Raw genomic sequence first — 16,368 nt, forward strand, 5'->3', positions numbered from 1 at the left:
ATTTATTACCTACAATGCTCATTCAACGTTTTACCAAATCTACTTCCAGCGGTGTAAACTTACGAAGGATGTAGCTTTTCCGATAATTTCTAAAGTTACAGTATGATGTTTGACAATGCCATTTGAGTACGTTGCCTCAAAGATTACATCATACATCCCTTTTTTCAAATTTGAAAAATCGGAATGCCATAGCTCCCCTGTCCAATTCATAACATTTTGCCGGAGCATAGTCGTTTCATATTTATTAAGTAGTGATACGGTTACTGCACTAGCATAAGTAATCCCGTTCGGACTTGAACTAGAATCCATAGCCCCCGTATTCGTAGTCCTAGCCTTCAATATGAATTTTTCTCCCGCATAAAATTGATTACTCTGCCAAATTGGACCTCCACTCGTTATTGCTGATTGATTATAGCGTAGTCTATATTGTTCCCATTGATCGGTATGGACGACTTCACCGATGATATCTAACTCATTTACAATTATATATTGGATAAGCTTTACAACATCGCTCTTCCCATCAGATACCGTTTGCTCAATCATATATCTCCCTATTAAGGCACGTTTGATCGCAAATGCATCGCTAGAATATTTATCTTTTGTTAGAGAGTAGCTATTATTCGGATTTGGATACACCGTAACCGTTCCATCTGGCGCTGTTACTTTATATTGAACAAGCAATGTATCATCATCAGTGTCTTTAACTTGATGTTTAATCTGAATATTATCCCCTTCCCAAATGGCAGATGGTGACCATGTAAAACCCGCTTCTGGTGGTTGATTCGTAATTATATTAAAGTATTTATCCGGTGCATATTGGCTCCAGTCATAGCCATCAAACGCTTTAACAGTAATTCGATATATCGTATTTTCAATAAGATTCCAGTTGCTAGGAATGATGAATGATTGACCAGAACCTGCAACCACCGTTGAAGTTTGTAATACTGTTCCACTAGCAGATTTTAAGACAACTTCATATTTTTCTTGTAAGTCATTATCTTCATCTATCATTTTCCAGTAAATTGTTGGTGTTAATGAAGTAAAAGTAGTAGCTGTAGTGGGGGATGTTCCTGTAGGAGTAGTAATATCAACAATAGGGAGACGATTAATAATCGTAATTGGCTTAGTAATAACCGCTGTAGCACCGTCATTATCTGTTACAGTTTGTCTAATATTCAAACTGCCAATTGTGGTAAATGATCTAGTGAAATCTGCACTTGCACTTACTGTAAATATGGTTCCATCATCTGTTACATATTCGTATTTATGTTTATCAATATATCCATCCATATCAGTAGCTGAACTAACGAACTTAATCTGCTCTCCACGATAGGTGATAGACGGAGTGGCCGTAAAGCCTGGAATTGGTGCTTGATTCAAAATTGTAATATTCTTTTTCTCTACATCGCTTTTCGCTTCCAATTGATCGACTACCCAATTCTCTAGTAGATAAGATCCTTTTTCAACATACGTAATAGATATGTTCTGCGTATACCATTCTTTTACCTTACCGGATGGTGACGTTAATCTCCAAAAAGATTGTAAGCTTGCTACATCTTCGGTATCTGCATCGGAACGACTAGAAGTATATGCATAAGGTTCATTAATATATCCAGTAGAACGACCACTTGTAATTGTAGTAGTTGGCGTTTGATTTAACACATTAAATGAGCGTGTCATATAGCTACTTGCTCCTAATGGATCACTTGCCTTTAATTCTAGCTGCCATGTGCCTACTGCTAATTTCCCTAGTCCTAAATCTTTCACTTTGAAACTCGGATGTTCAACAGTTCCTAGACTGTAGGTTTTACCGCCATAAGTAAGCTTCCATTGATACGTAACATTGTCACCGTCTTGATCGGGATTAGCAGTTGTATTGGTCACTTTATTAGTACTATCTCTATACGTGTCTGCCAATGGTTCAAAATCCGCAATCGGTGGGAAATTGATAATTTCTAAATAATCAGTATAGGTTTCTGACCAAAGCTCTGCATCTTTCACTCGTAACGATAATGTATAATTGCCTAAAGCGTTAGATCCTGCGGATACAGCTGCAGTTTTGATTTCATTAAATGTAGGGGTCGTACCACTACTAAGAATCAGTTGATTGTCTCGATATACCTTCCATTCTCTTGCAGTAATGCTGTCACCGTCGGGATCATAAGAAAGATCCGTTATTGTCGCTTGCTTGCTCCAGGAGACTGATTTAGGATCAATCGTAAATAATGCAACTGGTGGTTGATTGAATGGATTCGTGGTGACATACTTCACGACCTCACTTGACCAAGCCCCATCAATATCTTTTACTTTCAAAGAAACAAAATAGTCGGTATTGGCTTGTAAATGAGTTGGTGGCTTGCCAATTGTCCAATCGGTATCGTCTACCTTCTTCCACTTCCAAACCCATGTTGTTATCCCTTTGTTACGTTGTGAGTAACGATCTAAGTCGAAGGAATAATCGCTTATGGTTAACGCCTTACTTGAGTTAACAATAGCGGAAAACTCGGCTACTGGCGCACGATGTACATACAGTATTAATCGAGATAATGAGTCTTGACTCCATAAATTGTAGTTACTAAAGTTAGCTTTTCCTGTAGGATCATCTTGCACTTGAACCACCATTTCATACAATCCAATTTTTGTGAATTTGGTTGTCGGTGACTCCTGGTACTGTCCGATCCCTTCCATTACACCTGTGTTATTTTCATAGACACTTGGATCATGGGTCGTTTTGAATCGTTCATTAATCTTGCGGTCGTTCTCGAAATCTTCATAGTACGTATTAATCAACACATCTGAGCTGTAATTTCCTGTTGTGCTGTCATAGTTTAATACTAATGTGTCGGAGACACGTTTCGGATTTTTAACTGCGGTCTGTACCATATATTCACTTAGTTTTGTCGACATGTAAGAAAAATTCGTTCCTGCAAAGAAATAACCATTGCCATTATTAGAAGCAATCAAGCTTTCATTCGCTACTTTATTGTTGGCACTTCCCATAGCGGTAAAGAACGCATAATTTCCTTTTAACAGTAATGAAATCTCTTCTTCTACGAGTGGATCACTGAATTCTGACATTGTGCCTTGATGAAGGAATAACACATAATTGTTACGATCATCACGCCAATTCACTTGATTTAACAGTTCATAAAGCGTTGAACTTTCCGTACCCTTTACATAATTCGGAGTAACAATAATATTTTGTTTTAATAATTGTTTTGACATATCATTAACGGCTGCTTTTATACTTGCATCGTCTACGCCTGGTTTTGCCATTAAGATATGAATATCTACATTTTTCCGATCCGTAATATAACTTCCAATTTTATTAAAAGCGGTTTGGATCTCACTGATATTGTAACGTTGCGTTTGTCCTAAAGCGGTTTGAATTTTATTGGTTACCACTTCATTATTACTGTTACCAATACTAATATAGTCTACTTGCTGTTTGGATAGCTGTGTAATGGTATTACCTAGTGTGGATTGACGATCTAAATGAGGAATAGATAAGTCATCGATCCGAACATAATATTTTTCCGCATCAGCACGATAAGGCACTTCTTGTAGAATATCTGTGATATATCGTTTTTTTGCAACATACCATGAAGGGTATCTCACAGCAGAGTAGTAAACATTAGAACTTAAGGTAACCGTTTCCCCTGTAATAATGTCTATAAATTTTATTGCACCATTATAAATATTACCGCCTATCGCAATCACATTACCAACATGTGTTTTTGGGATATCAGTTATGTTGAGCAATACCCTTGTTGAAGGGTCTGTATAATCCTCATAGTAATAAAATTTCCCATCAATGATACTTCGATAAATGAGTTGGTTTTCATCCATAAAATAAATTAAAGGTTGTCTAGTCGTATTAGCATTAAGTCCAGTTTCAAATTCTCTTGATTTCCCTGTTTGGGGATTATAAATTTGAGTCGAATAATATTTGAGGACTGTACCATTACTATTATAAGTAGCCAAAGCATACATTATCTCGCCTGTTTTTTTTGAATACCCATAAGAATTTTTAAACGCTCTCACATTTGCGCTGAGATTTATATTGTTTAATGGTGTCTTATTATCACTTGCATTGTAATAAACGTCTGGAACTGATTTGAAATAATCATATGAATTTTTCAGTACTCTTATCGAACTGGTGTCATTACTAATTGGATAATATAATAACTCTTGATCGTTTAGTCCTGCTTTCATCATACCTACCAGGTTACCCGCTGAGTTTCTCCCTAGTGAAAATCGAAGTTGATCTGTGGTGTTCTTTTTCGCTAATATATCCTCAATTTTGATGACTTGTGCAAAATAACGTTCTTCCGTGCTATAAAAACCAAAAGTTTGTACTGCAAGATGACCGCCTGCGGTTACCTCAATTTGTTCTGTACTACTTCCTGCACACCCTCCACCCATTGTGGCATAGTAGCAAAAACTTACTGCTCCATCATTCACATAACTATCTAAAGGGTTAATTGGAACGACTTTAAGCCCATAAGATGATGCAAAGATCGTCTCCGAATTTGGATCATATACGGAGTTAACCCCTGTTGAATATCCTTGTATCTTAGTATCTTTAACGAATGTATGTTGTTTTGTCATAATGTCATAGTAATACAATCCTGCATTACTACTCGTTTGTCCTGGCAATCCACTAAAATAGTAAAGCCTACTACTTCCTTCACTAGATTTCTCGACATGAACCTTATAATCTGCACCACTTGCTTGCAATTGTGGTCTAAGCTGCTCATTGACCATACTATTGATTTGTTCCTGGGTATAACTCGTATTACCTACATCAACAATTACATCTACTTTACGTTTCTCTTTTACTTCAAAATCCACAAAAGGGGGGAGATTTAGAATCTCCCCCCTTTTCATCCTTCTTTTCAACTGCAAAAGTAGTTATGGATAATGAAGAAAGAGTAACTAGCAGTAAGAGCATAATTAGAATGGATTTACTGGCTACTTTCTTCATAGTTGTTAGTCTCCTTTATTCCCACGTATTGGATTTTCTTCGGTCACTGGCTGTTACAAAGGCATCAATTGTTGGTTGTCCAAATTCTTCTTGTACTTCAAGCAAGAATCTATATTTCCCTACATGCGTACTGTTATAGGTGACGGTCGTTTCATTACCACTTTGGAATAATACTTTCGCTTCGTTGAATATGCCATCGTTATTCGCATCGAAAATGACATACCAATTACGACTAACAATCTGGTCACCATCAGTAGAATAGGAACGATCGGTAAGTTCAAACGTTGCTAAATTCCCTTTCACTGGATCTCGATAGATTTTCTCTTGGAAAGTAAAGGTTGTATATGGCACTTCATCGGGAAGAATCGTATAGATTCTTGAAATTTCATCCGTATAGCCTAACGTGTTTTCCATATAAACGGTTACTTTATATTCTCCTGGTTTTTTGAATAAAACATCGATGATTTTACTTCCTTTGAGGGGGCTGTTTGTTTTAATTTGTGATTGGGGGATGTCATCATATGCAGATTCGATCTTCCATGTTGTTTTACTATCTACAATAGGATAACGAGAGGAGGTTGTTCCATTTGCGGTAAAGGTCACTTTTCTGTTTTCTTTCAATGTACCCGTTTGCCTTATATCTGCTTTCACTATAGGCTCTGTGACAACAAGAGAATGTTTCGTACAATCTTGCAAACTATCATTATCTACTACACATAAATTTATTGTTTTTGCCCCTAATGTGTCGTACCATATCCATCCGTCACCTTCATTTTTAGTAATCGGATTTTTAGCACCACTCATTGTCCAACGATAGGTTTCAATTGTTCCATCGGTATCATAGGAATCATAACCATTGACATAAACATCATCACCTAGCAGCACTTCTGAATCTGAACCAATGATCGCTTTAGGTATACTTCTCATTGGTGGAGGAGTCGGCGCGGGGATGCTTTCTTTAAATACTAATGAGGAAGCTTTTAACTGCCCTGAGTCTAAAGTTCCTGTGTAATATGAACTTGGCTTATAGTAGGCGAATACTCGCCCAACATAGATTTCTGTAAATTCGGTTTTATTGGTAAGCTTGCTTTTTGGTATTGTAAAATCTATTGAAGCACTTACTTTTAATTTGCTATTCCCTTCTACTCGTATTCCAGGGGGATTAATCGTACTATCTTCGGTACGAATATAGATCATGTAATAATCTATCGCACCAGGTTCACTAAGGTTGAGGACTTCCCCATCAAGCGTTAATTTTACGGTTACATCTTTATCCTCAAATTTAGTACTTGTTGGATCTGCTGTTAATGTGCCTACAATATAGGCATTAGTTGGCTTGGTGTATTGGTACGATATTGTTCCGTTATAGTCGTAGGCTTTACCAGGTAGTGTCTTAGCCGTTACATAGTATGACATTGGACTAGCGTACATATAACAAGCTGCATGTCCAGTGAGGAATGCCGGGTTAGATGTTGCAATAGTAGGTAATGAGTTTAATGGTTTAGCTTCAGGTATATATTGAACACCAACTTTAGGTGCTTTTGAATTGTACCCATTTGGATATATAGGACTACCCATAGTTGATTTTACTGCACCTTTAGGTAAATCTATTGAACTTGTTTCTACTTGATTTGAAGGAATACTATTACCTTTACTATCTACCCAATATACCCCTGTCGTTTTAAGGGTTATATTCACAAATGTTGCAATGTTCGTTAGTTTGTTGTAGGGTACATTACTCGGTATAGATCCCGATGTATTAGAGAAACGTTTCTGATCTTGGGAAAAGTCTGAGGTTTTTACCGTAGCAATTTGCCAATCTATACCGTCACTATATCGACACATTGCATTACCAGGGTTTGATGGAAACCATTCACCCTTACTATTTAAATATCCCTTTACACTTGTAGGATTTATTATTTTTTCTTTTCCTTTAAGAACTACTGTTATGGTTCGTTTATCTTGATTAATGGTCGTAGATTTTATAGTTACTGATCCTGAAAATGTGAAGCTATCTTTTACAATGTTTTCAGCTTCCTTTGGAAAAGTAAGAGTTATCGTTCGTTCATCTTTATCTGAATCTATTACCGATACAATAACTTCGGTTTGTAATAAAGTGTTACTTTCTGCCCTAACACCACTAGAAATTAGTGGTGTTAGCAACACTAAAGAGAGTAATACAGATAAAAACCTTTTCATTACTTATTCTCCTTTTCAGCTAAATCTCTATAATCTGATCCACTACCATTTCTTACACTAATTCCAATAAACTCTAATTTTTTATTTTCTAAATCTAAGAATGGAATATTACTTGTTACTTTTTCTCCTGGTTTAAGCACCCAATTATATAGTAATGTGGTATCGTTTAATGGCTCAAATCCATCTAACCATGAAGCAGAGTAGTGTAAAGAGTTACCAAATCCATTCATAACATTAACTTTCATAATCATATCTCTGTAATCCGTTGTAATTAACTTCTTTGACACGTTCTCAAGAGTTACATTTACCCATACAAGGTAATAAGCATCTTCAAATTTCCACAAGTCATATTTGTTATCTAGCGCCTTTGCTTCTGCTGCTGTTGTAGGATAAACATAAACTTCATTTACTGTCATTTTCAGTCCACCGTAAGTTAATTCAAGTGGCAACTCCACTAGTAGAGTTAGACCATAATCTTCAAAATTGTGTTTAGCCACTTCGCCTGTGTTGAACGATACTGTACCAGTAGCAGAATCATAACTAATCTTTACGCCTAAACCTTGTGCAATGTATCGAGCAGGAATGAATACACGACCTTTTTTCATTTCAGAAACAGTATCCATCACAACTTCCTTACCATTCACCGTAATTTCTTTTTTTCCAACAACTACAGAAACCGTATTTGTACCACGTACTAACGTCGCTGTATTCGTTGCTGACGACCATTTAATATTTTTGATTTCAACGCCTAATGCACTAGCGATCAAGCGTAGCGAACCCATTGTACGATTATCTTTATTGACATATGGAGCGGGCTCGCCCTCTGGAGTTACGAATAATTTACCGTTCACCTTAAACATTGGTACATCCTGTGCAGCCGCACTTATATCACCAGTTCCCCCTACAGCTAAACAACAGATAATTACGATAAGTAGTAACTTTTTCATATTAATTCTCCTCTTCTCATTATATTTTGATCGTTATTTTGCGAGATTTATCCTCAATTTCTTCTATAAAGCAAAAAAAGAAGCACCTCTGAGACATCTCAGGAAGTGCTTCTTCGCTATTCATAATATATCATAATCAATAATTAATTTCTATATTTTTCCTTTATTACTTCAAAAAGTGCTTAACCACCATTTGAATAAGTACATCCTCATATTAACCTTTAACAGATCCAGCTGCGATACCTTCAACAATTTTATCAGATAGGAATAAGAACGCGATTAAAATAGGTAAAATACTAATCATCAACGTAGCACCAATCGCGCCCCAGTCTGTTGTATACTGACCAATAAAATTCTGAATACCAACAGTAAGTGTCTTGTATTTATCAGAACTAATAAATGTATTCACAAAAATAAACTCATTCCAGTTGTAAATGATGTTAATAATACCCGTCGTTGCAAGTACTGAACTTGTCATTGGAAACACGATTCTGAAGAAAATTTTATGCACAGAGCAACCGTCAATAACCGCTGCTTCTTCCACTTCTTTCGGAAGCGTGTAATAGAATCCTAGTAATATCATAATTGTAATGGGCATATTGAATGCCACATAACTTGCAATTAATGATAGTGGATGATCGATAAGATGAGCCTTACTAAACATATTAAATAAAGGAATTAACGTGGAATGAACAGGAATCATCATTGCCACCATAAATAATCCAAGTACGAATGAGCTGCCTTTCCATTTCATTCGTGTTATTGCAAATGTAACCAAGCTTGCTACTAAAATTGTTATTGCAGTAGCAGCAATCGTAATCCATACACTATTTAAGAAATATAGATCTATATTTCCTGAATTCCATACTTTTGCGTAGTTTTCCCATTTAGGATTGGTAGGCAAAGCTAATGGTGACATATTGAATATTTCTTGATTATTTTTCAATGAGAAGAACATTAGCCATACTAAAGGAAATAGTTGAAATACCGCTACGCCTGCAAGTACAACATATAGTAAGCCGTAGCCGATCTTACTAACTACGCCTATACTATGTTGGCTAGATTTTTTATGTTTGATTGGAATTGTTCCCTGCATCATTCATTCCCTCCTAAAACTTTTCATTCACTTCCTGATATGATTTCTTAAATATGAAAAGTATCATCAGAAGCATAATCTATGAATATTGAATCTGTTCTTTTGTTGCTGTTAATTTTCGAACAATCCAAGTTACTACTAGACAGATGATCAATAGGAAGAATCCTATTGCACTAGCGTAACCAAAGTCATAAGATTTGAATGCAATGCGATACATATAGGACGCCATAACTTCACTTGCTCCATTAGGACCACCATTAGTCATAACATAAATCAAATCAAAATATTTCAATGACCCTACAAGAGCCAGAACAATCGTAACTTTAATTACTTCCATCGCTAGAGGTAATTTGATTTTGTATGCAATTTGGAAAGCATTTGCCCCATCAATCGTTGCTGCCTCTTCAAGTGAGGACGGTATATTTTTCAATGCAGCATAGTAAATTAAAATGTAAAACCCAGCATATTGCCAAATAATCGGAATGATAAGTGCATATAACACAATGGAAGGATTTGCTAACCATTCTGGAGTATTGGTAAAACCTAATGCTTCTAGTAGAGTATTAATAATCCCGTTCGTCGGATGATAGATTTTCATCCATAATTGTGCGATCGCCACCGATGATAATAACATAGGTATTAGATAAATCTTACGTAATAAATTTGATCCTTTAATTTTGGAAGATAACACTAATGCCACTGCCAAATATAGTACTAAACTCAATGTAGAAAAGACTGCTAATAAAAGCGAGTGACCTGCACTACTCCAAAAATCTTTATCTTGCAGTACAGCACTGTAATTTTCTAGACCAATGAACTTCATTGAACCGATACCATTCCATTCATGAAGTCCGTAATACCCGGTTAATACAATAGGTACATATACAATCGCAATAATGAAAAGTAATGCGGGTAATACATAAAGTGCAATAATCTTTTTGTTAGACATAACTTTATCCATTAGTAATAACTCCCTTCATGCGCCAATAATTTAAAGAAATGGCTTATCTGATTAATGTACAGATAAGCCATTTCTAGATATAGGTTATACGCTATATCTTATTGTCCCGCAGAAATTGCTGTATCATGTTCTTGTGCAAATTGCTCTGGAGTAGTTGCTTTACCGAATAAAGCTTGGATTTGATTAAGATGTACTTCAGCATCATCTGCTTCCATCTGTACATCAGCAAATAGTGTAATACTGCTAGCTTTGTTCATTTCATTAAACAAATCGATATATAGTGCTGGAAGATCAAGTGTAGAAGTATCTACTTTAGTCGCTGGAATAACACCCGCACCTGTTACAGCACGCTCGCCCCATTTTTGAACAAAATATTCTACAAATGCTTTTGATTCTTCTTTAACTTTAGAGTTTTCAGAAACGAATAGTCCAACACCAGGACCACCAACCCAACCATCGATATTACCTTTTCCGCCTTCCACTACAGGGAATTTGAAGAAGCCTACTTTATCTCTGAACTCTTGTGAATAGTCTTCATTTGTTGTGAAGTTTGGTAATTCCCAAGTTCCCATCAAGTACATAGCTGCTTTCTCATTAACAAATTCGGATTTACCTTCGTCGTTAGATAATCCATTGAAACCTTTGTTAAATGCATTTGCATCAACTAGTTTTTGTACTTCTGTAGCTGCTTGAACCAATCCTGCATCAGAGAAAGATCCTGATCCTGCAATAGCTCCTGCCAACGTTTCTTGTCCAGCAATTCGATCAGCCAAATACATATACCAAAGTGAACCTGTCCAACGATCCTTGTTACCAAGAGCAATCGGAGTAACACCATTATCTACAAGCACTTTCACAACATTTTGGAACTCTTCGTATGTTGCAGGTACTTCTAAGTTGAATTTCTCAAAAATATCTCTGTTATAGTAAATTGGTGCAATATTAAACTCTAACGGTAAAGCATAAGTATGATCATTCATTGAATACGCTTCCGTTGTACCTGCAACGAATTGATCTTTAAGCGAACCATCTAATAGTTCTTCGATCGGCGCAAATAAGTTACCTTCTACATAAGGTTGCATGAAACCAGCCGCCCAAGTTACACCTACATCTGGTAGCTTGTTAGAAGCTGATAATACTTTTAGCTTATTTTTATATTGCTCATTTTCAAGTACTTCTGTCTTAATCGTAACGTTTGTATGTTCAGCTTGATATTCTGTAATAATTTCATTAACAATTTTATTCTGACCAGCTGAGATACCTTCAGGCCATAAATGCATGAAATTGATTGTTACTTTTTCTGTTCCTGCTTTGTTACCACCATCTGCAGGTGAATTTCCTTCTTTAGATGAGTTATTACCACATCCAGCAACCAATAATGTGAAACATAACGTTAATAAAACCAACATCTTTTTGTTTTTGTACACGATTACACAACCCCTTTTGTTTTGTAAGCTTTCGTGGACTTATTAGCTTCTTATTCATTCTAACAAGCACGCAATCGAGATGTAAGGGCATACATTTTGGGGAAACTACCACTATTATTGGATTGTAGTATCGTTATGAATGCTTTTTTCCTTGCGATATTGCGCTGGACTAATACCTGCTACTGTACGAAATACTTTTCCGAAGTATTTATCTGTCTGATAACCTACTTGTTCTGCTATATCTGCCATAGAATCATTAGTGGTAAGCAATAGTTCTTTCGCTAACTGCATTCTTCCTCTTGTCACATAATCTGAAAATGTTAAACCTACCTGTTCTTTAAACAATACGCTAAAGTAACTTGCATTCATGTGTAAATAATCAGACATCTCTTTCATCGTAATTTGCTCTGATAAATGTTCGTGTATATATGTTAATGCCGCATTAATATGTGGATTTTGACTAGAATGTTGGGAAGCTTCTAATCGTTTCGTATCGACTACTTCAGCCATTACCTTATACCTCGCTTGCTCTTCTACACGTAACATAGCTTTTTCAATTGCCTGTATGAGACTAGCTTTATCAATGGGCTTCAATAAATAATCAACTACGCCAAAACGCAATGCTTGCTGTGCATAAGAAAAGTCTGAATAACCTGACACTAGTATTACGTTCGGTCTGTTCTTAAACATGTCTAGTCTCTCTACTAATTCTAAGCCTGTTAATTCTGGCATCCTAATATCACTAATTAGTAAATGAGCATCGTTATGTTCTAACCACTCTAATGCTACGATGCCATTAGCCGCTGTCTCAATTCGATATTTCCCTCCAGACCATATATCAAGAACCTTTCGTATTCCATCTCTTGTACGAGGCTCATCATCTACTATTAAAATTGTTTTCAACATTATTCCCCCTTAAGTGCGATCGGAATATCAAACGAAACCGTTGTCCCTTTGCCAGTTTCACTTTCAATCATCAACCCTTCGCTTTCCGTCCCAAAGTATAATTTAATACGTTGCTCAGTAATACTAAGACCTACTCCTGTCGATTTACCCTCTTGATTGTTGCGATTTTTTCGCTTGATTCGTTCCATCACTTGCTCAATCTGTTGCTCACTCATTCCAGGTCCATTATCACTGACTTTTATCCGGATATGTTGTTCAGTCAAATTTTCAACTACGCTTAGTTTTACAATACCTGATCCAATCTGTTGTTCTACCCCATGATGGATTGCATTTTCAATTAAAGGTTGTACAAGCAGCTTAGGCATAACAATTACTCTGCAGTCTGGATCAACTTCGATACTCCATTCCAATCGATCCATCATTCTCATTTTCATAATTTTCAAATAGCGTTCTGCATGATCTATCTCATCACCAAGCGTCACCCATTCATCTTGCTCATCTCGATTAATGACATATCTGAAAATCCCCGACATCGCAACAATTGCTTCAGCAAGCTGTTCTTCTCCACGAGTCTCCAACTCCCAATACAATGCCTCTAATGTATTGAATAGGAAATGAGGATTAATCTGTGCTTGCAGTGCTTTCAATTCTGTCTGACTTTGTAATATTTCTTTCTCATACACCATTTTAATTAATCCATTCAGCGATTCTACCATCTGGTTGTACGTATGATTCAATTCATTAATTTCTATCGTGGCAGATTCTATTGGGATTACTTTAAGTGTACCAAGTCTTGCCACTCGCATTGCCCGTATTAAGCGAAGAATAGGCTTGCTAATCATTCCGGAAAGAAAATAAGTTGCTATTAAAAACAGTATAATTCCAGCTAGCAAAGAAATAATGATTCCGGTTCTAAGCACCGAGATCCCTTCTGTAGCTTCGTCTACCGGTGTTAATATCGTAATTTGCCAGTTTACATCCTCAATCGTACGCTGCACACCGTAATAATATTTACTATCAATTTTGATCGAATGTTGTGCGGTAATTGACTGAGGAAGGACTATGTTCTGAGGACTATTCGTATTCAGGACAGTACCAATATCATCCGTCAGCCACATATATTCATTACTTGCAACAGAATTAACACCATCTACCGAAAGATCGGTCAACTCAAAATAGTTCACATCCAGATAAATAAGCAAGTAACCAGCTTGCGAAAATGATTGATTCATTAATCTAACATGTCGCATAGCAATAACTATATCCGGATTTTTCTCATCTGTACCTAGCCACACCAATCCACCTTTCGCTTTATCTGCTTTGGCAATCCACTCTGCAGGTAAACGATCATTTAATTTATTTTCAGTAAGTGGTAATAGTGTCGAATAATCTGTTGTATAAAGTTCAATAGAACGGACACCTTTCATATAGGCTTCATGCTTTCTTACTTCTTGTTGTAGTTGTTGCCTTGCATCAAATGATAAAGGTTTGCCATTCAATTCTTTTTGCATCATTGATTGTACAACTGCATTAGTAGCGATCTGTGCGGTGAAGTTATCCATTTGATTCAATAATAGCGTTATGTTTCCCGTTGCTTGTACTGCCGTATTCTCCATATGACGCTCTGTATTCACTTGTAGTAATTTCGATACTTGATCGTTCAAATAAAATCCAACTGACGATAAAATCGCAATCATAATGACCATATAACTAAGAAAGATTTGATTTCTTAATGTCTTGAAATTAAATAGATTTTTAAATATACTAATCACCTCGTATGATAACGTTTACAAAATTAACATTAGTACAATCTTAGATAACTATTTCAAATTTGTCTAATGAAGAGTCTCTTTACTACCATTCTTCATATATTGATCATTATCTCTGTGCTAAGCATTATACCTTATTTAAAGTTTCAAGCAACACAAAGAAGCTATTCCATCGTAGTGAATCACTACTTGGACAACAGCTTCTAAACTAACCAGTTCATAGCTCACAATCACGTTGTTATAAATGACCTCTTAATTTTTTGCGAAATTGTAATGGTGCAATTCCTTCTTTTTTTGAAAAACAAGCAGTAAAATATGCACTGTGAATAAAGCCAATTTCCTCAGCAATTCTAGTAATACTCCATTCTGTTTTTAGCAGTAATCGCTTTGCTTGTTTCATTCGATAGAACAATAAATAGTCCATTGGCGTCATTCCATACACTTTCAACATACAGCGTGACAAGTAGTTAGAATGATAGTTTAGTGCTGATTGTAAACTTGCATTATTAATTTTTTGTGTGTAATTTTGCCTAATATATATTTCAATTTTTTCAGCTAATTGAATAGCAGTTCCGTCTGAGCTAGTAGTAAGTTCTCGATCCATATATTGAATGAATTGCTGAAATACAGATTGACGTTTCCAATTACGTAAAGAACGCGGCTCTTGTTCCAACTGAAAAGATTTGTTCAAGTAACGCCATCGCTTTATCAGATAATATCGAATGCTTCGGTAATAGAACAGAACAAACCTCAGTGTGATTAAGATATGCAACTTGTTTATGTTGCTCTATTAACGCTAACTGTTGGTCCAGACAATTCTCCATGCTCACATACTCATTTCATGAACCAAAAGTATGAAAGTGAATCCATATCATTTCGGTAACTTGATCACAAGCATTAGCACCTTGATGCTCAGCATCTGGTCTTAAAACAAGTGCTTCACCTGGCTTTATATTCCATACTCGCTCACATTCCAAAATGCTTAATTCCCCTTTGGTCACGACAATTAAATCAAATACACCTATATGTTTTCTATGAATATGACCTTCCCCAATTTGATAAAAAGCTCTACCGCAATCGATAAAGCAAGGAATAGGCGGAGACACAAAATGAACAATATCGGAATACATTCAATCCCCTCCAAAGGTTGATATTTCTAGGTTTATAGTTGCGTAAGTAGATAAAATTCCTTCATATATCCTTTATCATAAAACACAACAACATTTCTATAAAGTGGATAAGTTAAACGTCTACCGTATAGTGTATTTTTATTTATTATTTACAAACAAGTACATGGTTGTCCCACTTAACTTAGTATAGCCCTTTATAGTCATTAACAGTTGTTTCACACATGCTATAATAATGAAGTTGCTTGTTCACTTAGAAAGGGGAATTGTTACTATGGTACAAGCTTGCTGTCGTATATTAATTATCGATGATCACGAGCATGCTCGTGAAGGTATCCGGACGATTGTCGAAATGGATCCTCATTTCGTTATTATAGCTGAAGGTACTTCTGGAGAAGAGGCAATTGAGCTTACATCACAATATATGCCTGATCTTATTCTGATGGATATTCAGATGCCAGGTATTGGTGGCCTTGAAGCCACGAAGCGTCTGAAGAATAGTTTTCCTTATATTAAAATTATTATGGTGACAGTCTCTGATGATATTACGCATTTATTCGAAGCGATTAAGTATGGAGCGCAAGGATATCTCTTAAAAAACTTACAGCCAAGCGCTTGGCATGATTATCTTCATGCAGTTGCTTTAGATGAAGCACCTGTTACAAAAGAACTTGCATTTCGTATGTTAAAGGAATTCAATATGAGTCCTACCGCTTCAGATGAGAATCATCCTCTTACTACAAGAGAACAGCAAATTTTACAGCTAGTAGCTAAAGGAAATTCCAATCGAGATATCGCAACAGAACTGAATATTTCTGAACATACCGTTAAAAATCATTTGAAAAACATATTACAGAAATTACATCTTAGTAATCGTGTTCAGCTAACAAGGTATGCTTATGAGCAAGGCTGGATTAATATGCAACAAGACGATCGCTTCTAATCCTAT

General features: G+C 36.1%; 12 protein-coding genes. 1 reads left to right on the forward strand and 11 read right to left on the reverse strand.

Annotation, left to right across the window (positions count from 1 at the left end; all coding sequences use genetic code 11):
- Positions 1 to 39: 39 nt before the first annotated feature.
- The 11 genes from NV377_RS19675 to NV377_RS19725 form a co-directional block, all read right to left on the reverse strand.
- Entirely contained in the window at positions 40 to 4,890 is a 4,851-nt protein-coding gene (locus tag NV377_RS19675) for a hypothetical protein (RefSeq protein WP_258202506.1), read from the reverse strand.
- A 112-nt stretch (positions 4,891 to 5,002) separates the two neighbouring features.
- Entirely contained in the window at positions 5,003 to 7,186 is a 2,184-nt protein-coding gene (locus NV377_RS19680; protein ID WP_258202507.1) for a hypothetical protein, read from the reverse strand.
- A complete protein-coding gene (locus NV377_RS19685) occupies positions 7,186 to 8,133 on the reverse strand; it encodes a copper amine oxidase N-terminal domain-containing protein (protein WP_258202508.1) in 948 nt (315 codons plus the stop codon). The genes NV377_RS19680 and NV377_RS19685 overlap by 1 nt, the downstream gene beginning before the upstream one ends.
- Before the next feature lie 214 nt (positions 8,134 to 8,347).
- Positions 8,348 to 9,229 (reverse strand): carbohydrate ABC transporter permease, encoded by an 882-nt coding sequence (locus NV377_RS19690; RefSeq protein WP_373425840.1) that lies wholly within the window; start codon positions 9,227 to 9,229, stop codon positions 8,348 to 8,350.
- A gap of 79 nt (positions 9,230 to 9,308) precedes the next feature.
- Positions 9,309 to 10,190, reverse strand: coding sequence for a carbohydrate ABC transporter permease (locus tag NV377_RS19695; protein ID WP_258202510.1), 882 nt, complete (start codon positions 10,188 to 10,190; stop codon positions 9,309 to 9,311).
- Positions 10,191 to 10,288: 98 nt separating this feature from the next.
- Positions 10,289 to 11,599 carry an extracellular solute-binding protein gene (locus tag NV377_RS19700; RefSeq protein ID WP_258202656.1) on the reverse strand — a complete coding sequence of 437 codons (1,311 nt, stop codon included), beginning with the start codon at positions 11,597 to 11,599 and terminating at the stop codon, positions 10,289 to 10,291.
- Positions 11,600 to 11,731: 132 nt separating this feature from the next.
- Entirely contained in the window at positions 11,732 to 12,523 is a 792-nt protein-coding gene (locus NV377_RS19705; protein WP_308860183.1) for a response regulator transcription factor, read from the reverse strand.
- A complete protein-coding gene (locus tag NV377_RS19710; RefSeq protein ID WP_308860184.1) occupies positions 12,523 to 14,187 on the reverse strand; it encodes a cache domain-containing sensor histidine kinase in 1,665 nt (554 codons plus the stop codon). The genes NV377_RS19705 and NV377_RS19710 overlap by 1 nt, the downstream gene beginning before the upstream one ends.
- A 343-nt stretch (positions 14,188 to 14,530) precedes the next feature.
- Positions 14,531 to 14,983: a helix-turn-helix domain-containing protein gene (locus NV377_RS19715; RefSeq protein WP_258202511.1), complete on the reverse strand. Its 453-nt coding sequence runs from the start codon at positions 14,981 to 14,983 to the stop codon at positions 14,531 to 14,533.
- Positions 14,937 to 15,116 carry a hypothetical protein gene (locus NV377_RS19720; protein ID WP_258202512.1) on the reverse strand — a complete coding sequence of 60 codons (180 nt, stop codon included), beginning with the start codon at positions 15,114 to 15,116 and terminating at the stop codon, positions 14,937 to 14,939. The genes NV377_RS19715 and NV377_RS19720 overlap by 47 nt, the downstream gene beginning before the upstream one ends.
- Before the next feature lie 15 nt (positions 15,117 to 15,131).
- Complete coding sequence (locus NV377_RS19725) at positions 15,132 to 15,422, reverse strand: AraC family ligand binding domain-containing protein (RefSeq protein ID WP_258202513.1); 291 nt, start codon at positions 15,420 to 15,422, stop codon at positions 15,132 to 15,134.
- A 271-nt stretch (positions 15,423 to 15,693) separates the two neighbouring features.
- On the opposite strand from NV377_RS19725, the gene NV377_RS19730 reads away from it, so the two are divergent.
- A complete protein-coding gene (locus NV377_RS19730) occupies positions 15,694 to 16,362 on the forward strand; it encodes a response regulator (protein ID WP_258202514.1) in 669 nt (222 codons plus the stop codon).
- Positions 16,363 to 16,368: the final 6 nt, after the last annotated feature.

This window comes from Paenibacillus endoradicis (assembly GCF_024721975.1).

Excerpts from the sequence above, each read along its gene's own strand:
- NV377_RS19675 (WP_258202506.1), bottom strand. The coding sequence starts at position 4,890 with ATGAAAAGGGGGGAGATTCTAAATCTCCCCCCTTTTGTGGATTTTGAA.
- NV377_RS19680 (WP_258202507.1), bottom strand. The coding sequence starts at position 7,186 with ATGAAAAGGTTTTTATCTGTATTACTCTCTTTAGTGTTGCTAACACCA.
- NV377_RS19685 (WP_258202508.1), bottom strand. The coding sequence starts at position 8,133 with ATGAAAAAGTTACTACTTATCGTAATTATCTGTTGTTTAGCTGTAGGG.
- NV377_RS19690 (WP_373425840.1), bottom strand. The coding sequence starts at position 9,229 with ATGCAGGGAACAATTCCAATCAAACATAAAAAATCTAGCCAACATAGT.
- NV377_RS19695 (WP_258202510.1), bottom strand. The coding sequence starts at position 10,190 with ATGGATAAAGTTATGTCTAACAAAAAGATTATTGCACTTTATGTATTA.
- NV377_RS19700 (WP_258202656.1), bottom strand. The coding sequence starts at position 11,599 with ATGTTGGTTTTATTAACGTTATGTTTCACATTATTGGTTGCTGGATGT.
- NV377_RS19705 (WP_308860183.1), bottom strand. The coding sequence starts at position 12,523 with ATGTTGAAAACAATTTTAATAGTAGATGATGAGCCTCGTACAAGAGAT.
- NV377_RS19720 (WP_258202512.1), bottom strand. The coding sequence starts at position 15,116 with ATGGAGAATTGTCTGGACCAACAGTTAGCGTTAATAGAGCAACATAAA.
- NV377_RS19725 (WP_258202513.1), bottom strand. The coding sequence starts at position 15,422 with ATGTATTCCGATATTGTTCATTTTGTGTCTCCGCCTATTCCTTGCTTT.
- NV377_RS19730 (WP_258202514.1), top strand. The coding sequence starts at position 15,694 with ATGGTACAAGCTTGCTGTCGTATATTAATTATCGATGATCACGAGCAT.